The following is an 18,997-nucleotide window of genomic DNA, read 5'->3' on the forward strand; positions in this document are numbered from 1 at the left end:
AAAGAATAAGCCTTTTTTGATATATATTTTATCTTCATCGATTATCGCCAAGCTTTGTACTGGTTGATAAGACCATTAGTAGAGCTATCATGACTTAGCACCACCTCTTCGTTGTCTAATTCCGGTAATATCTTATTGGCAAGCTGCTTACCCAACTCCACTCCCCATTGGTCGAAGCTGTAAATATTCCAGATAACACCTTGCACGAAGATTTTGTGTTCATATAAAGCGATAAGCATTCCTAATGTCTTTGGTGTGATTTTCTTGAGCAGGAAGGAGTTTGTCGGTCTGTTACCTTCAAAAATTTTATATGCTTTAATCTTTTCTATTTCTTCCTCCGACTTACCGGCCTGCTTCAACTCATTGACCACTTCTTCCTCTGTCTTTCCATTCATCAGAGCCTCTGTCTGTGCGAAAAAGTTGGATAGCAGTAGCTGATGGTGGTTTCCTATGGCGTTGTGGGATACCGCCGGCGCTATGAAATCACAAGGAATAAGTTTTGTTCCCTGATGTATCAGCTGATAGAAGGCATGTTGGCCATTTGTCCCTGGCTCTCCCCAGATAATAGGTCCTGTTTGGTAGTTAACACGGTTGCCATTCCTGTCCACATATTTGCCGTTGCTCTCCATATCTCCTTGTTGGAAATAAGCCGCAAAACGGTGAAGATATTGGTCGTAAGGCAATATAGCATGACTTTCAGCTCCAAAGAAATTGTTGTACCAAACGCCTAATACTGCCATTATCACAGGAATATTTTTTTCGAATGTCGTATGCCTGAAGTGTACATCCGCTTCGTAGGCTCCTTTCAGAAGCTCCTCAAAATTGTCAAAACCTATCCCCAACGCTATGGAAAGACCTATGGCCGACCATAAGGAGTAACGCCCTCCTACCCAATCCCAGAATTCGAACATATTCTTAGTGTCGATACCGAAAGCGGCCACTCCCTTCTCGTTGGTACTTAAAGCCACGAAGTGTTTGGCCACATCCTGTTCGGTTGCGCCACTTTGTAAGAACCAAGCCTTTGCCGTATGGGCATTGGCCATAGTTTCTTGGGTGGTAAAAGTCTTCGAAGCTATAAGAAACAAGGTCGTAGCAGGGTTTACCTTCTTCAATGTTTCGGCTATATGAGTGCCATCCACATTGGAAACGAAATGCACGTTAAGATGGGTCTTGTAAGGTTTCAACGCCTCAGTAACCATTACCGGTCCTAGGTCAGAACCACCAATACCGATATTCACTACATCGGTGATGGTATCCCCTTTGTAACCTTTCCATTCTCCGGATAAAATGCGGCTTACAAAATCTTTCATATGAGCCAACACTTTGCGTACCTTCGGCATCACATCTTCCCCATCCACATAGATAGGGTGTGAAGCCTGGTTGCGTAAAGCGGTATGCAACACAGGTCTCCCTTCTGTCACATTGATTTTCTTTCCAGAAAACATGGCGTCGATAGCCTCTTCCAAACGGCATTCCTGCGCCAGCTGTATAAGTAAGGAAAAAGTCTCTTCGTCCAACCTGTTCTTCGAGTAATCGAATAGCAAATCATCCAGCAGAACGGAATATTTCTCGAAACGGTAAGGGTCTTCCTGAAAAAGGTCTTTTATATTTTTGTCTTTTAATATCTCATAGCGTTCTACCAGCTTTCTATACGCTTCGGTAGAAGTAAAATCTATATTTGGTAACATATTTTGTCTTTTTAGAAATAAAATCAAATATAGATAAATATGCTTAATTTTTTATTTACCACCATACTTGCTAATTTTGGTGTATGACGAAAGAACAGATTCAAGACTTGAGGGATCGTGTAATGTCCCTGAGGAGGCATCTTTGACATCGATGTCAAAAAAGCTGAAATAGAAAAAGAAACCGAAATAACCCTAAGACCCGACTTCTGGGATAATCCTAAGGAAGCCGAAAAAATTCTTCAAGGCATCAAAAATCTAAAGCTGTGGACAGAACACTACGACCGTGTTGCAAATGCTGTTGAGGATGTCGTGGTGATGTATGAATTTTTCCAGAGTGGCGACGCCAGCGAACAGGATGTTGAGGACCAATACCAAACGGCTCTTAGAGAAGTCGAAGAGCTGGAATTTAAAAACATGCTGAGCGCCGAAGAAGATCAGTTGGATGCTATCCTGCAAATCACGGCGGGAGCCGGAGGTACTGAGTCCTGCGACTGGGCATCCATGCTTATGCGTATGTATATCATGTGGGGCGAAAAACACGGCTATAAGGTCACAGAACAAGACTATCAGGAAGGAGATGTAGCCGGAATAAAAACCGTTACTCTTCAGTTTTCCGGCGACTTCGCCTACGGATACCTAAAAGGTGAAAACGGTGTACACCGTCTGGTACGTATATCTCCATTCGACTCTAACGGCAAGCGTCACACCTCTTTCGCCTCTGTGTATGTATACCCATTGGTGGACGACAACATAGAAATAGAAGTGAAAGATTCCGATATCGAATGGGATACGTTCCGTTCAGGCGGTGCCGGAGGGCAAAACGTAAACAAAGTGGAGACGGCCGTACGTCTACACCACAAGCCTACCGGTATCATCATCAAAAACCAAGAATCCCGCTCGCAACTGCAAAACAAAGAAAATGCTTTACGCCTCTTGAAATCGCAACTCTACGAAATCGAAATGCGTAAACGTCAGGAAGCAGCTGCTGCTATAGAAGGTTCCAAGAAAAAAATTGAATGGGGTTCTCAAATACGAAACTACGTATTACATCCGTACAAGCTCGTAAAAGATCTACGTACTAACGTGGAAACTTCCAACACACAAGCCGTTTTGGATGGCGAACTCGACGACTTCATCAAAGCATACCTCATGGAATTCGGAGGATAATAAGCAAAAAGCTCAACCGTATATCGATTGAGCTTTTTGCTTTTATGAAAGTCCTGTTAAAACTTATTCTTCCACATCATACTTTCCACCGGACGGATAGTCTTATTGTTATACTTTGCATTGTCCTTGCTGTTGTAGAAAGTTTCAATCTCTCCGTCAACCACAAAATAGATCAACTGACCTATAGGCATGCCAGCATACACGCGGACAGGCTGTGCCACAGATATTTCCAAGGTCCAGGTGTTGCAGAAACCTACATCGCCCTTCCCTGCTGTGGCGTGAATATCTATCCCCAGACGGCCCGTACTAGACTTCCCTTCCAAAAAAGGCACATGTCCATGCGTTTCGGTATATTCCAAGGTCACTCCTAAATATAACTTTCCGGGCTGCAATACAAATCCTTCCGAAGGGATCTCGAAATGCTCAATCTGATTGTGTTTTTTGGCATCGAGCACCTCATCCTTATAGGTAGCAAGATATTTACCAAGATGCACATCGTAAGAGTTTGTTCCCAAGCACTTTCTGTCGAAAGGCTCGATGACGATGTTGCCTTTTTCTATTTCTTCTAAAATTCTTTTATCGGATAAAATCATAAGGATTTAGTATTGTATTGGAATAAAACCAAATAGGATTCAAAAATACAGTATTCGAGCCTGTTAAACAAATGAAAACAGGGAGAAGAATATTTTTTTATGCGTAGAGAATTGCTACTTTTGGATATGGCACTCGTTTACCTCAGAGAACTGGACAACCAAACCAAATTCGCGATTTGGCAAATCGAAGAATCCGCCGAAGAGCTTATCGGCAAGCTGCAATTGGACGATAACGAACGCAACACTTTGCGTCAACTGAGCAAAGGTAAACGAACACTGCATTGGTTAGCCACACGTGTATTGCTGCGCTACCTACTGCAGACCGACAAATACATACACTGTCCTTCCGATGCAAACGGAAAGCCATATCTGCCTGACTACCCTTACAAAATTTCATTGACCCATTCTTTCGAATATGCCGGCGTCATGCTGAGCACCAAAGGAGAATGCGGCATTGACCTGGAGCGTGTCATGAACAAGGTGGTCAGAATCAAAGAAAAATTCCTTAAAAAGGAAGAGCTTCAGTTTATTCATCCTGAACATGAAGTACCACAGCTCTATGCGTGCTGGTGCGCCAAAGAAGCAGTCTATAAACTTCAGGGCAACCGTGGCGTCTCTTTTTTGCATGATATGACCATTCAGCCTTTCCACTACAAACCGCAAGGTGTGCTATACCTCGACCTGCAGAAAAAGGGACATACCACCCGCTATCAGGTCTATTACGAACAATTTAAGGACTATATGCTGGGCTTCGTCGTGGAATAATATCAGAAATTAGGCTGTCTCTTCTCCAAAAAGGCTGCCACCCCTTCTTTCATGTCTTCAGAACCGAAACATTCACCGAAAAGCCTAATCTCAGCTTCACTCCCCACAGCACTGTCTTGAATACCGGCATTTACCGCTTCTATGGCTGCCCCTATGGCTGTTGCCGAACGTAAGTAAGTGCGTTCTAAAATACTTTTAGCCTTAGGAAGAAGATCTTCTGCCTCTGTGACAACATGATTTAATACCCCCCATTGGTAGGCTTCTGTCGCCGTTATCATATCCCCTGTCATAATCATTTCCAAGGCCTTGCCTCGTCCCACTAAAGCCGTAAGGCGTTGTGTACCCCCATAGCCAGGGATGATGCCCAAAGAAACCTCCGGCAGTCCTACTTTAGCACTCTCCACAGCAATGCGAAGATGACAGGCCAAAGCAAGCTCCAAACCTCCTCCCAGCGCAAACCCATTTATTGCGGCAATCACAGGCTTTCTGAAGTTATAAATCACATTCATCACCTCCTCATGTCCTCTACGCGACAGCTGTGTAGCCTCCTCCTTATTGAGATGGACAAATTCCTGAATATCTGCTCCTGCAACAAAGGCTTTCTCTCCCGCCCCGGTAAGGATGATGCCACGCACCTCATTATCGGCCTCCAACACGTGGAAGGCCTGGGCTATTTCCGAAAGGGTTGCGGCATTCAAAGCATTCATCTTGGATGGCCTGTTGATAGTTACCACAGCGGTTTTACCATCTTTGTCTATAGTAATATTGTTAAACGTGTTCATAATGGTTAGAAACTAAAGCGTAAATTAAATCTTAATCGGTCTTTGAAAGAATCGTTGACATCATCATACGTCAGGCGTACGTAATATCGAACGGACAATATTTTGAATATATTTTCTAAACCTACATACCCTTCCCAATACGGCTGGCTGGTCATAATGCGCGTCACCGGCGTTCCTTCCTCATTTTGTTCAAACCGTATCACATTGCCATTGATATATGGGTTATTTTTATCGGAAAGGTCTCCCCAGAACATGCGGGCACCAAAAGTTTCCCGCCATTTCAGCTGACGCACCAAAGGAATGCGGTTGAGTATAAAGCCCTGCAAACGATGGTCATACGACAACTTGAGAAATCTATCGGCAACAAATTCCATGGATTCCGTACGTTCGTACGAAACGGAGGTACGGTCTTTCATCTCTGTCAATCCTGGAATTTCAAGCAGCGGATAGGGTAATGTTCCCCAAATCTTTCCCGCATGGATAGTCATATCGGCAAAGCCAAGCTGATTAAGGAAAAATCTCTTGGCCGCCGCCACACGCAAAGCGTCATAATCGTAATCTCCCCCCATAAACTCTTTGAACCCTCTGTTGTATTGAATGGTGAAGACAGGCTCCCTCTGCACTATCGTCGAACGCTGTAAATTTCTGTAATAAAAGCGCTCATTAGGTGCCCAGCGCAAAAGCAGCTGTAAATCGGCCGTGTTTATATGCTCCAAAGATTTGGAAGGGGCGCCAGCTAGGTCGAAGCGCATGTCGCCTATAGGACTACGATGATGCATGGTAAGAGCCGTAGCTAGACTTACATGGTTGCCAAACTCTATCAGATGAGATAACTTAAAAGCATCGGTAGCCAGATACTTCGTCGGCTTATTGGATCTAAAACTTCTGAAGAAGCCGTCCCCCTTCAGGAAGCCCAAACTCTTTCCTGGCTCAAAAATATCATGTTGTACATAAAACTCCAGATAATGGGCAGGGAAGGTCGTAACAGGCTTTCTGTTTAGCGAGATGGCTGTGCGGAAGTTGTATTTCATATCCTTATCTTCCACACCATATGCCAGATATCCTTCCATATACACTCTATCCGAAAAAGCTGCTGTCGTACGTCCCCCTACTCGGATTCTATGTCCTTCAATAGGATTCTGATGATACAAGTATTCCAAAGGGCCTAGCTCTACTTTACCTAAAGAATAATAGCCTTGTGACAACAAATACCCTACACTCATCAGTCGTCTGAATGATGGCTCATTATTTAGACGCTCCACATTGACGTAAGTGGCGGCCTCAGAGCTATTCAGCATAATCGGGCGATGGAATTCCAACGAAAAAAGAGGATTCAGCTTGGTTTCTATTGGTGCTCCTGCCACCATCTCCTCCGAGACAGGATAGTGAAGATCATAGCCGCTATTCACGCTGACGCGATGACCAAACATCACTTCTTTGGTTCCTCTTCCGAAAGTCAAAGAGACTTCTGCCGTGTCCTGCAACATGATCCCCTCTTCATTCTTGAAATAAGATAAACGCAAATTTAAATCCGAAATCCAACTTACATTCGTTTTTTCATCCATGAAGAGACGGGCGTCACTTACGGCATATCTGCCATCCATAGAAACAATAAGATCTCCTCTAAAGAGCAAGTCTTTGCTGTTGCGCGGCTCAAAGCGTAGTCGTATCCTTAAATCATTTGTCGTCCTTAAGGTATCTACGATATAATACTTGTAAAAAAGCTTAGCATTATCCGCTATGGGACTCAAAAATTGCTTATTGATAAGAAAAATACTCTCGTCATAAATATCTATAGGCTGGAACATATAATCCATGAAAGCATGGATATTCGCATTATTGATATACCGTGGATCGAACTCCGTTTTCTTTTCTGCCTTGACAATCTTTTTCTGACGTGCCGGATGCTGCTTTACATAGACATCGGCGATCGTTTCCTTCATGAAGATGTTTAGAACATCCTTCTCAGACATAAATGTAGTATCTACATTGTTGAAAAAATATGACATATTTGACGGTGCCTTGTCGAACACGCGCTGAGGGTCGACCAAGCCCATCTTTATTTTTTCATATTGCTCAAAATATAAGCTGTCCTTCTTCTCTAATTTATTGTACTTTTTATGCCTTATGATAAGATCAATAATCTCTGTTGCTGGATTTCTGTTTTTGTATTTCTGCTTAGTATTGACCTTGACCTCCTCTATGGTAAGGCCTTCATGACGAAGCAATATCTCTATTTTGGATTTATCTTTTACCGATACGTATTCCTGAGTGTATCCCATCGCTGAGACAATGACTTGGCTAGTACTGCCAGACAAAAAAAAGGAGAAGGCACCTAAACTGTCCGAAGAAGCCAACAGCTTGCCTTCTGGGGTTCGGATACTTGCCCCTGCCAAGGGCTTATGAGAATCTGCGTCCATAACTATACCACTCACACGCACCTGTGCCAACACCATATTTACGAAACAACAACAGCACAGTACCAAAATCACACGTATATGATAAAACACAGCTCTTCCCATAATGAAAATCGGTTATTTATAAATATACAATTTGTGCCTCAAGTTCAAAACATAACCCATAAAAAAAGCTCTCCTATATAGAAGAGCTTGATAGGAAAATTTTATGTTATCTAATTAAAGTAATGCTATGATGCAATCCGGATAAACACCGACCAAAACGGTAAGCAGTGCGGCAATGATAAGTACAATATTAAAATTCATAGACACGGCAAGGTCTTTCTGTCCATCGGCAGGAGCATGAAAATACATGTGTACAACCACGCGTAGGTAATAATATATCCCTATAGCAGCATTGATTACCGCCAACACCAACAGAATGATATGATAATCCTGCATCACATTTTTGAACAGCATAAACTTGCCCACAAAGCCCGCCGTAAATGGTATCCCCGCCAATGACAGCATAGCAATGGTTATCACCAGCGCCAACAGAGGATTGGTCTTCCCTAGGCCATCAAAAGCCATAAACTGATCAGAGCCTTGCATCTTCTTCACAAGAATCAAGCCTGCAAAAGCCGCAATAGTGGATAATGAATAGGCAAGTCCATAGGTCAGAATACTTGAAGAAGCATTTGTCCCTAGGGCAATGATAGCAAATAGCATGTAGCCCGCATGGGAAATACTCGAATAGGCCAGCATACGTTTAAAGCTGCTCTGCATCAACGCTGTAATATTGCCTACAAACAACGTAATCACAATCACAGTCAACAATACTGGGACCCAAAAGTCTTGAAGCGGAGCAAACACATTGGCAAACAGACGGATGAATCCGGCGAAAGACGCGACCTTCACCACAGTACTCATATAAGCGGTAATCAAAATCGGAGAGCCATCATATACATCCGGCGTCCAGAAGTGAAAAGGTGCCGCCCCCACCTTAAACAGCAATCCTACCAAAAGGAGCAACACCCCTGCATAAAACAATGGCGACACAGATGATGGGTTGTCAACGACATAATTCTTTATTCCTTCGATATCGAAAGAGCCTGTAGCTCCATAAAGTAAGGTTATGCCGAAAAGTAAAAAGCCTGTAGAAAATGCCCCCATCAAAAAATATTTCAATGCTGCTTCATTCGAACTGAAGTCAGTCTTCCGTATTCCGGCAAGGATATATAGCGCCACGCTCATCACCTCAATACCAATGAAGAGCATAGCCATATTATGATAGGAACAAACCATCAAAGCTCCTGTCAACGAAAACAATATCAGCGCATAATATTCCGCCACATTGGAGCTTATAGCCCTAAAATATTCCTTAGATAGGAGCAGTACTAGGGCTGTAACAACAATACACAATGCCGAAAAGGCAAGAGCGAAATTATCGAACAACACCATGCCGTGATATAGAGGTGCCGCCTCACCATTCCAAGCATAGATTTCGAAGCCCAAAGCTACAGCCAGCCCCACCAAAGAAACTGGCAAGAGCAAAGATTTAGCATTGGACAGCCCCAAATAAAGTAGCAATATCCCTAATAAAGAAAGTGTTATTATCGCTCCCATATATCTCGCAATTTCAACTTATAGTTTTACTGAATTCAACAATTGTGTTACCGATGCCTCAGACAAATGAAGCAATATATTCGGCTTAATACCTATAACTAAGATTAATATCGATATGATGACTAAAACCAATAGTTCTACCCCACTGACATCTTTTACAGCAGCATAGCTCGGATTCACGGGGCCTAACATGGTTTTCTGAAATAGACGCAACATGTACACGGCTCCAAAAATCAATGTTAGCCCTGCAAAAACAACATACCATAGATGAAGTGAGTATAAGGACTTCAACAGTAGAAACTCTCCCACAAATCCATTGGTCAATGGTAACCCCACCGCAGCTAACAGGATAATAGCAAACAAGGTTGCCGTCTTCGGCATGGCGGCAGCCAAACCTCCCAAATCATTTAGGTTGTTCGTTCCCGTGCGAGACTTTATTATGTCTAATACATAAAACAACCCCACTACAGTGATACCATGGTTTATCATCTGCAATAAAGCTCCTTGAAGACCTTCCTGATTCCACGCAAAAATGCCGGCACTTATCAACCCTACGTGTGCAATGGACGAATAGGCTACCAATGTCTTGGATTCATATTGCTTGAAAGCAATAATAGAAGCATATACAATGCCTATAATACATAATACCAACGCTATAGGAGCATACACCTGTGTGCCGAAAGGAATAACAGGAATCAACCAACGGATCAACGCGTAAGTCCCCATCTTAAGCATAATGCCTGCCAACAACATGGTTCCCGGCGTAGGGGCATATGTATATGTATCAGGCTGCCATGTATGGAATGGGAAAATAGGAATCTTAATAGCGAAAGCGATAAAAAACGCCCAAAACAGCACTCGTTGTGCGTATTCACTCAGTTCAAGGGCCATAAACGAAGTCCACTCAAAATCTTTGCTAGGCGTCTGCTGCGAAAGATAGATAATAGCTATCAGCATCAACAAGCTGCCGAAAAACGTATAAACAAAAAATTTGAGATTCACCCGTATACGGTCTCCCTCTCCCCACAATGCACAAATAAAGTAAATAGGAATCAATGCAATTTCCCAGCCCACATAAAAAGTAAAGGCATCTAAAGCAGCAAACACCATCAATAGGCCCGACTGCATGAAGCTCGCCAAAGCATAAAAACTATGTTTGTAATCATTTCGGAAAGTGGACAGCACAATAAGCGGCATAAGACCGTTAGTCAGTAGAATCAAAGGCAGGCTGATGCCATCCACACCTATATGAAAACGTATATTCAACTCCTTAATCCATTCCAACGACTGCTCAAACTGAATGCCGGCATCCGGCACAAAAGAACAGACAAGAGGAACGGTCAAGACGATTTGAATTAAAGAAAAGACAAGCGCAATCCATCTCGCCACAGAAGACGACTTGGTAAACGCCAACACTATGGCGCCTACAACAGGCAGTAATAGCAATAAAAAAAGGTTATTCATTGATTATCTTCTATTTCAAATCTCTTACATATTCAAAATGCCATACAGTACTATCGCTGCAACACCCAACACCATCATAATGATATAAAAGCCGACATAACCACTCTGCAGCTGGCGGATACCCCGGCCGGAAGCATGGATGATGTCACCAACACCATTAACTATCGCATCTATGAGCCCCTTGTCTATTGCCTTATATAACACTTTGGACAACCCGTTCAACGGCTTCACAACAAGCGCATCATAGATCTCATCAATATAAAGTTTGTGGTACGACAGCTTATGTAGACTCCCTTGTTGAGCTCCATCTTCCTGAGGCAGATCCTGCTTCTTCACATATTTTTGATATGCTAGGATAGCCATAATTATTGCTGCTATCGCCGACGCCGCCATCAGTATATACTCGGTAGAATGCTCTAAATGCACTTCCGATGCACGAGACACAGAATACTCATAAATAGGGCTCAAGAAATTGGCCAACCACTGCCCTCCTCCTAGGACTGAAGGCAAATTGATGATTCCACCGATGAGCGACAACACCGCCAATACAATTAAAGGAAGAGTCATCACCATTGGAGATTCATGCAGATGTTGCTCCTGCTCTGTGGTGCCTCTGAAATCACCATAAAAAGTGATATACAGCATGCGGAACATATAGAATGCCGTAAACAGTGCTCCTACAAAGCCTAAACCCCAGAATAAAGGGCTTTGGGCAAAAGCAAAAGCTAGAATCTCATCTTTGGAGAAAAAACCCGACAGCGGCGGAATTCCTGCTATGGCAACCGTACCAATAAGCATCGTCATGAAAGTGATAGGCAAATATTTTTTCAATCCCCCCATCTTACGCATATCCTGCTCGTGATGCATAGCATGAATGACCGAGCCGGCCCCCAAAAAGAGCAAAGCTTTGAAGAAGGCATGGGTGAGCACATGGAAAAAGGCTGCCGTAAAGGCTCCTACCCCTAAGCCTAAAAACATATAGCCTAGCTGTGAAACGGTAGAATAAGCCAAGACCTTCTTAATGTCATTCTGCGTCATAGCAATGAAAGCAGCAATCAATGCCGTTGCCACTCCTATGGCTGCAATAATCTGTAATGTCAAAGGAGAAAGCGTAAATAAAATATTCGAACGGATAATCATATAGATTCCCGCGGTCACCATCGTCGCCGCGTGAATCAAAGCCGACACCGGCGTAGGTCCGGCCATAGCATCCGGCAGCCACGTAAACAAAGGAATCTGTGCCGACTTTCCTGTAGCTGCAACAAATAACAGTAATGTTATCAGTAGCAAAGTAGCATCACCCATTGGAAATTGCGATGCCTTTGCAAACACTTCCTTATATTCTAAAGTACCAAAAACGGCTATCAAGACAAACATTGCTATCAGAAAGCCCAAATCGCCAATACGGTTCATTACAAAGGCTTTCTTCGCCGCATTTGCATAAGATGTATTCTTATACCAGAAGCCGATAAGCAAATAAGAACATAAACCCACTCCTTCCCAACCTATGAACATGATAAGATAATTCGACCCCATCACCAACAACAACATGAAGAAGATAAACAAATTCAAATAGCTAAAAAAACGGCCAAAAGACTCGTCCGAAGCCATATATCCGCACGAGTACAGATGAATCAAAAAGCCTATTCCCGTAATTATCAACAACATTAGGGCACTCAGTGGATCCACCAAAAAGGAAAAACCTAAGTTCAAACTTCCCACCGTAATCCAATCAAAAAGATGATAGACCGTGGAGGCCTCCTCACCCAAAGCTCTTTGTTGCTGAACCTGAAAGAATAGTATCAAACTAAGCACGAACGATGATAACACCGTTCCGCATCCTATCCATCCTATAACTGATTTCGAAAAAGTTTGTTGCCCAAGACCATTAATAATAAATCCAAATAAAGGTATTAAAGGGATGAGCCAGATCAATTCCATCATATAATTTAGGCTTAAACTGATTTTACCAACGCAATTTATTCAAGGATTCTATATCTACCGATTTGGTATTTCTGTACACCATAATCACTATGGACAAACCCACCGCCACTTCTGCGGCTGCCAAAGCCATGATAAAAAACACAAACACCTGCCCATTCGCATCCCCCCAATAAGCAGAGAACGCTGCCAGTAACAGATTCACGGCGTTGAGCATAAGCTCAATAGACATCATAATGATAATCACATTACGACGTATCAACACTCCTATCACGCCGATAGCAAAGATGACACTACAGAAAATCAAATAATGATTTAAAGGTACTCCCTGTATATGTTGAACAATAGTATCCATTATGCTTCTTTAGTTTCTTTTTTGGCTAATAATATCGCTCCTACCATCGCTGTCAACAGCAAAATCGAGGACAGCTCAAACGGCAACAAAAACTCATTGAACAAAACCTTACCGAGGTTTTTCACCAATCCCACCTCTGTATGTCCGGTCACCAGCTCCGACTGGCTGTCCAATGCGCGGAAAGCTCCTAAGAAAGTGGCCAAAAGACACATCCCTGCTATTGCTCCCATGACCTTCACCAGCACAGATTTCATCGGCTCCGTATCTTTGTTCAGGTTCAGTAGCATGAGGACGAACAAGAACAACACCATGATGGCCCCCATATACACTATAAAATTTACCACCGCCAAAAACTGCGCATTCAGCAGGATATAATGCACGGTAAACGTAAAAAAGGTAATGACAAGATAAAGTACACTATGCACCGGATTCTTTGTGAAGATGGTCATCAACGCAAAGAATATGGACAGAAAGGCTACAAAATAAAATACACCCATTATTCCTTTTCGTTAAGTTTTGTGATATCAAATCTTGGTTCTAACAATTTATCCTTGCCATAGATGAAATCTTTTCGCACATATTCCGCTGTCACATGCGGTCCATCCAGATAGATGGCTTCCTTAGGACAGGCCTCCTCACAAAGACCGCAGAAAATACAGCGCAACATATTGATTTCATATACCGCAGCATATTTCTCTTCTCTGTAAAGATGCTCTTCACCCTTCTTACGCTCGGCAGCAACCATAGTAATGGCCTCTGCCGGACAGGACAAAGCACACAAACCGCAGGCCGTGCATCGCTCTCTGCCCTGCTCGTCACGCTTCAAAGAATGTCGTCCCCTGAAATTCTTCGAATACGGCCTTACCTCTTCAGGATATTGTATAGTGTTATTCTTCTTGAAAAAATGTCTTAGCGTAATAGAAAGTCCCTTAGCAATAGCCGGCAAATACATACGTTCCCATATATTCATTGGCTTCTGCTCGATGACTTTTTTTCTATTGGTTAATGATTGCATATCCCCACCTATTGTAAGTAACTGTCCTTGATTAATGTTATCACTCCGGTCAACACGATATTGGTAATCGCTAGTGGAATTAATATTTTCCATCCCAAATGCATCAGCTGATCATAACGGAAACGCGGTAAGGTCCAACGTACCCACATGAAGAAAAATATAAAGCCGAAAATCTTCAGGAAGAAAACAATAACCCCGATAATCGTTATCCAGTTCTGTGACAAGTCTAGCTGATCCATAAATGGGAAGTTGTATCCTCCGAAATATAAGGAAGCCATCAATGCCGATGACACAAACATGTTGATATATTCGGAGAACATATACAAGCCCAACTTCATCGAAGAATATTCGGTATGATACCCTCCGACAAGCTCCGTCTCACACTCCGGCAAGTCAAAAGGCACCCTATTACATTCCGCAAAAGCACATGTCATAAAAATCAGGAAGCCTAACGGCTGTACCCATATGTTCCAGTTTACAAAACCGGACTGCTGCCTTACTATGTCACCAAGTTGCAACGTTCCTGTCACCATCAGTAAGGAAATCAAGGCCAACCCCATAGCTATCTCATATGAGATACTTTGAGAGGCAGCACGTATGGCTCCCAGTAACGAAAATTTATTGTTGGAAGCCCATCCCCCTAGCATGATGCCATACACCCCTAATGCTATTACACCAAAAATATACAGCACACCAATATTCACATCGGCAACCTGCAAAGAGATCTCCCGACCATTGATGTTCAGACTTTGTCCCCAAGGTATAATGGCAGAACTGATACAGGCTGTAACAATCGCCAGAACCGGTCCTAATACGAACAACACCTTATGTGCTCCCGCAGGAATGATTTCCTCCTTGAAGAAAAACTTTCCCCCGTCACAGAGGGGTTGCAGGATTCCTCCGATACCGGCACGGTTAGGACCATATCGGTCCTGCATAAAACCAGCTACCTTACGCTCGGCTAAGGTCGAGTACATCGCTATAACCAAGGTTATAACGAAGACAATTACGACTAATATGAGTTTCTCCAAAATAAAAGCAACTTCCATCGAATATTATTTTAAAGGTTCTGTCCTTTGCAATTGCTCGGCATTCGCAGCTTGTAACTTCTTATTTTCTTTGATAACTGAAGGTGGATTGAACTGTAAATAATGATTTGCACCGATTACAGACTCTTTATCTACTTGTGTCGGTGCCTCCAACACCCAATCCGAAGTATTTTTCTTCTCAAAACGGCAAGTGTCACAGATGAAATCTTCTACCTCTCCGTACTCATCCTTACGGGCAGTAACACGCAACACCTCTTCGCCCTTATACCACAAGGTTACCTTTCCGCTACATGTAGGACAGTCGCGATGTGCATTCACAGGCTTGGTAAACCACACCCTGTTCTTGAAGCGGAACGTTTTGTCGGTCAACGCACCTACAGGACACACATCGATGACATTGCCGATGAAGTCTTTGTCCAAAGCTTTTTCTATATAGGTCGAAATTTCAGAATGGTCACCACGGTATAGTACGCCGTGTTCACGCTCTCCAGTCAGCTGATTGGCCACATACACACATCGATAACATAAGATGCATCTATTCATGTGCAGCTGAATCTTATCCCCCAAACTTATAGGGTCAAACGTACGGCGCTCAAACTCATACCTTGTATTTTGAGCTCCATGCTCGTACCCTAAATCCTGAAGCTTACATTCTCCCGCCTGGTCACAGATAGGACAGTCCAAAGGATGGTTTATCAACAGGATTTCCACTACCCCCTTGCGCGCTTCCACAACTTCCGGAGAAGTTATATTTTGCACTTCCATGCCATCCATCACCGTGGTACGGCAGGAGGCTACCAACTTCGGCATAGGTCGAGGATCTTTATCCGAACCTTTGGTAACTTTCACCAAACAGGTACGGCATTTTCCTCCTGAGCCCTCCAATTTCGAATAATAACACATCGCCGGAGGAACAATATCTCCTCCTATTTTGCGTGCCGCATTCAAAATCGTAGTACCCGGCTCTACCTCTACCGGAATTCCATCTATAGTGACCTTGAATTTTACTACTTCATCTGCCATTGTTACTGCTTCTATATGTCTATTGAACTACTGGCTCCAATGGATCTGCATAATGTGCCAATCCATAATTTCGTTGTTGCGACTCTTCCGGGTGCAACACATGCCATTCAAACTCGTCTCTGAAATGTCTTATTGCCGCTGCAACAGGCCATGCTGCCGCATCACCCAACGGACATATGGTATTACCTTCTATCTTACGCTGTACATCCCACAAGAGGTCAATATCTTCCATCGTGCCATTACCATGTTCTATCTTATGAAGGATCTTCTCCATCCATCCTGTTCCCTCACGGCACGGAGAGCATTGCCCACAGCTTTCGTGATGGTAGAAACGCGCAAAATTCCAAGTATTACGTACTATACATTGGTCTTCGTCAAAGACGATGAATCCCCCCGAACCCAACATGGTTCCAGTCTGAAAACCTCCTTCCGACAAAGACTCGTAAGTCATAAGACGTTGGTTTCCTGCTGCGGTTTTCGTTACCAGATTGGCCGGCAAAATAGGTACCGAAGATCCTCCCGCCACCAACGCTTTGAGGCGTTTGCCATTGGCTATACCACCACAGTATTCGTCTGAATAAATAAACTCTTCCACCGATATGCCTAGCTCTATCTCGTAAACTCCCGGCTTGTTGATATTTCCTGATGCAGAAATAAGCTTTGTTCCTGTGCTTCGATCAATCCCTATCTTAGCATATTCTTCCCCTCCTTCGTTCACGATAGGAACAGTCGCTGCGATAGATTCAACATTGTTCACCACGGTAGGACATCCATATAGCCCTGCAACGGCAGGAAATGGAGGTTTGATACGAGGATTTCCTCGCTTACCTTCCAACGATTCCAATAAAGCCGTCTCTTCGCCACAGATGTATGCCCCGCCTCCCGGCTGCACATATATTTCAAGGTCATATCCTGTACCCAAAATATTTTTACCTAAAAAACCGGCGGCCTTAGCTTCCCCTATAGCTTTCTCCAGAATACGTATCTGAGGCATCATCTCTCCCCTCACATAGATATAAGACGTATTTGCACCCAACGCATAGCTGGAAACTATCATCCCTTCGATCAGCGCATGGGGGATATGTGTCATCAAAAATCTATCCTTGAAAGTGCCTGGTTCGGATTCATCACCATTACATACCAGATAGCGAGGCACCCCTTCAGGCTTTGCTAAGAAACTCCATTTCATCCCCGTAGGGAAACCGGCACCTCCACGCCCGCGTAACCCCGATTTTTTCACTTCCTCTACCACGTCATCAGGAGACATCGTCTTTAAAGCTTTCTCGACGGCACGGTATCCACCCTTCTGGCGATAGACCTCAAAAGTGTTGATACCAGGTACGTTTATATGCTCTAACAATAATTTTCGTCCCATAATGATTATGCCTCCTTAGCTTTATTACGAAGTGTTTCGATCAGCTGATCTACACTTTCTTCAGTTAATTTTTCATAATAGGTATACTCCGGACCTATCTGTAATACCGGCCCGTAGCCACAAGCAGCGAGACATTCTACGCCACGCCAAGAGAACAATCCATCTTCCGTCACCTCTCCTTCTTTCACTCCTAACCGTTTTTCAATATGCTTCATAATTTTCTCGGCCCCCACCAAACAGCAAGGTCCGGTGCGGCATACTTCCAAGACATAGCGCCCCTGCGGCTTAAGGAAAAACATCGTATAGAAAGTAGCCACTTCATATACCTCAATAGGTCTAATCTGTAGATACGCAGCCACCTTATCCATGGCATCGGTACTTAACCAGCCGTATTCGGCCTGCACCAAATGAAGAATAGGTATCAAAGCAGACTTCTGTCTACCTGCAGGATAGCGGCTCACCACCTCGGCAAACTTGGCTAAGAGCTCTTCAGAAAATTCTACGGGAAGGTTTTCTTGTACACTAAGCATCTAATTCTCCTGCTATAATATTTAAACTACTCATATTAATTATCGCATCCGATATCAGCATGCCTGCACTCATAGGAGCAAACATCTGATAGTTGATAAAGGAAGGCCTTCTGAAATGTAATCGGTAAGGTGTACGCCCACCATCATGAATCAGATAGAATCCCAATTCTCCGTTGGCACCTTCCACAGAATGATACACTTCGGATTTTGGGGTTTCCCATTCACCCATTACAATCTTGAAATGATAGATCAGGGCCTCCATATTGTTATACACCTGCTCCTTCGGAGGAAGGTAAAACTCTGGAACATCAGCATGAAACACGCCCTTAGGTTCTTTCTTAATCTTCTCCAAGGCTTGACGGATAATGCTCAACGACTGCCACATTTCTGCGTTGCGCACCATGAAACGGTCATATACGTCGCCCTGCGTTCCTACAGGAATCTCGAAGTCAAACTCTTCATAGGAGCTGTATGGCGCTACAGCACGCACGTCGTAGTCTACGCCCGTAGCACGCAGTATAGGCCCTGACCAGCTATAATCTAAAGCCTGCTCAGCCGTTACCGCCGCAACACCGGACGTACGCTCGATAAATATTCTATTACGGACAAAAAGCTCCTCAAACTCTTTTAACACCGGAGGGAATCGCTCCAAAAAATGTTCTATCTTTCGGAAAGCAACCTCGTTGAAATCCCTTTCAAAACCACCTATACGACCAATATTTGTCGTCAAGCGTGCCCCACAGATTTCTTCGAAAATCTCATAGATAAATTCTCTCTCCTGCATCACATACAGGAAGCCGGAGAAAGCCCCCGTGTCTACCCCCAAAATACCGTTACAGATGATGTGGTCGGCTATACGCGCGAGCTCCATGACAATGACACGCATATACTGCACCCGCTTAGGAATTTCAATATCCAACAGCTTCTCTACCGTCATATGCCAGCCCATGTTGTTTATAGGAGCCGAGCAGTAATTCAAACGGTCTGTCAACGGCGTAATCTGATAGAACGGACGACGCTCAGCGATCTTCTCGAACGCCCGATGGATATAACCGATAGTGGAGACACCGCTTACAATACGTTCCCCATCTATTTGCACCACATTCTGAAATACGCCATGCGTAGCAGGGTGGGTAGGTCCTATATTGAGGGTTATCAATTCTTCTTGAGGGTCATTATCATCAAGAAGTGGTTTGTTAGGTGTTATTTTGGTTATCGGTTTGCTCAT

At 43.6% G+C, this 18,997-nt stretch carries 17 protein-coding genes; 2 read left to right on the forward strand and 15 right to left on the reverse strand.

The window, feature by feature from the left end:
* Window positions 1–41: 41 nt before the first annotated feature.
* Complete coding sequence (gene pgi / locus ABD873_RS12375; protein ID WP_345068759.1) at window positions 42–1,688, reverse strand: glucose-6-phosphate isomerase; 1,647 nt, start codon at window positions 1,686–1,688, stop codon at window positions 42–44.
* 83 nt (window positions 1,689–1,771) lie between these two features.
* Here pgi and prfB point away from each other — a divergent pair.
* Window positions 1,772–2,855, forward strand: a protein-coding gene (prfB, locus tag ABD873_RS12380) for a peptide chain release factor 2 (RefSeq protein WP_345068761.1) whose coding sequence is annotated in 2 segments (ribosomal slippage) — window positions 1,772–1,831 and window positions 1,833–2,855 — 1,083 coding nt in all. Because the reading frame shifts where the segments join, the coding sequence is not laid out codon by codon here.
* A 56-nt stretch (window positions 2,856–2,911) separates the two neighbouring features.
* Here prfB and dcd read toward each other — a convergent pair.
* Window positions 2,912–3,448, reverse strand: a complete 537-nt coding sequence (gene dcd / locus ABD873_RS12385; RefSeq protein ID WP_039054002.1) for a dCTP deaminase — start codon at window positions 3,446–3,448, stop codon at window positions 2,912–2,914.
* Window positions 3,449–3,547: 99 nt separating this feature from the next.
* Between dcd and ABD873_RS12390 the strand changes: the two genes are divergently transcribed.
* Window positions 3,548–4,213, forward strand: a complete 666-nt coding sequence (locus ABD873_RS12390; RefSeq protein ID WP_231561426.1) for a 4'-phosphopantetheinyl transferase family protein — start codon at window positions 3,548–3,550, stop codon at window positions 4,211–4,213.
* 2 nt (window positions 4,214–4,215) lie between these two features.
* On the opposite strand, the gene ABD873_RS12395 is transcribed toward ABD873_RS12390, so the two are convergent.
* The 13 genes from ABD873_RS12395 to ABD873_RS12455 form a co-directional block, all read right to left on the reverse strand.
* Window positions 4,216–4,995, reverse strand: coding sequence for an enoyl-CoA hydratase-related protein (locus ABD873_RS12395; RefSeq protein WP_345068764.1), 780 nt, complete (start codon window positions 4,993–4,995; stop codon window positions 4,216–4,218).
* Between the two features lie 5 nt (window positions 4,996–5,000).
* Window positions 5,001–7,517, reverse strand: a complete 2,517-nt coding sequence (locus tag ABD873_RS12400) for a DUF5686 family protein (protein ID WP_345068766.1) — start codon at window positions 7,515–7,517, stop codon at window positions 5,001–5,003.
* A 114-nt stretch (window positions 7,518–7,631) separates the two neighbouring features.
* Window positions 7,632–9,017, reverse strand: a complete 1,386-nt coding sequence (locus tag ABD873_RS12405) for an NADH-quinone oxidoreductase subunit N (RefSeq protein ID WP_345068768.1) — start codon at window positions 9,015–9,017, stop codon at window positions 7,632–7,634.
* 18 nt (window positions 9,018–9,035) lie between these two features.
* A complete protein-coding gene (locus ABD873_RS12410; protein WP_345068770.1) occupies window positions 9,036–10,481 on the reverse strand; it encodes a complex I subunit 4 family protein in 1,446 nt (481 codons plus the stop codon).
* 24 nt (window positions 10,482–10,505) lie between these two features.
* Window positions 10,506–12,425, reverse strand: coding sequence for an NADH-quinone oxidoreductase subunit L (gene nuoL, locus ABD873_RS12415; protein WP_345068772.1), 1,920 nt, complete (start codon window positions 12,423–12,425; stop codon window positions 10,506–10,508).
* 22 nt (window positions 12,426–12,447) lie between these two features.
* Window positions 12,448–12,777 (reverse strand): NADH-quinone oxidoreductase subunit NuoK, encoded by a 330-nt coding sequence (nuoK, locus tag ABD873_RS12420; protein ID WP_039053117.1) that lies wholly within the window; start codon window positions 12,775–12,777, stop codon window positions 12,448–12,450.
* A complete protein-coding gene (locus tag ABD873_RS12425; RefSeq protein WP_039053118.1) occupies window positions 12,777–13,274 on the reverse strand; it encodes an NADH-quinone oxidoreductase subunit J family protein in 498 nt (165 codons plus the stop codon). The genes nuoK and ABD873_RS12425 overlap by 1 nt, the downstream gene beginning before the upstream one ends.
* On the reverse strand, window positions 13,274–13,792 hold the full coding sequence (locus ABD873_RS12430; RefSeq protein WP_039053119.1) for a NuoI/complex I 23 kDa subunit family protein: 519 nt from the start codon (window positions 13,790–13,792) through the stop codon (window positions 13,274–13,276). Before ABD873_RS12430 ends, ABD873_RS12425 begins: the two co-directional genes overlap by 1 nt.
* Window positions 13,793–13,800: 8 nt before the next feature.
* The gene (gene nuoH / locus ABD873_RS12435) at window positions 13,801–14,841 is read right to left on the reverse strand and encodes an NADH-quinone oxidoreductase subunit NuoH (RefSeq protein WP_039053120.1); all 1,041 of its coding nucleotides are present in this window, start codon (window positions 14,839–14,841) and stop codon (window positions 13,801–13,803) included.
* Between the two features lie 6 nt (window positions 14,842–14,847).
* A complete protein-coding gene (locus ABD873_RS12440) occupies window positions 14,848–15,864 on the reverse strand; it encodes an NADH-quinone oxidoreductase subunit G (RefSeq protein ID WP_039053121.1) in 1,017 nt (338 codons plus the stop codon).
* A gap of 19 nt (window positions 15,865–15,883) precedes the next feature.
* Entirely contained in the window at window positions 15,884–17,239 is a 1,356-nt protein-coding gene (gene nuoF / locus ABD873_RS12445; RefSeq protein ID WP_345068777.1) for an NADH-quinone oxidoreductase subunit NuoF, read from the reverse strand.
* A 5-nt stretch (window positions 17,240–17,244) separates the two neighbouring features.
* Window positions 17,245–17,769 carry an NADH-quinone oxidoreductase subunit NuoE family protein gene (locus ABD873_RS12450; protein WP_039053123.1) on the reverse strand — a complete coding sequence of 175 codons (525 nt, stop codon included), beginning with the start codon at window positions 17,767–17,769 and terminating at the stop codon, window positions 17,245–17,247.
* The gene (locus ABD873_RS12455; protein WP_039053124.1) at window positions 17,762–18,997 is read right to left on the reverse strand and encodes an NADH-quinone oxidoreductase subunit D; all 1,236 of its coding nucleotides are present in this window, start codon (window positions 18,995–18,997) and stop codon (window positions 17,762–17,764) included. The genes ABD873_RS12450 and ABD873_RS12455 overlap by 8 nt, the downstream gene beginning before the upstream one ends.

The organism is Sphingobacterium thermophilum, from assembly GCF_039541675.1.
GTDB lineage: Bacteria > Bacteroidota > Bacteroidia > Sphingobacteriales > Sphingobacteriaceae > Sphingobacterium > Sphingobacterium thermophilum.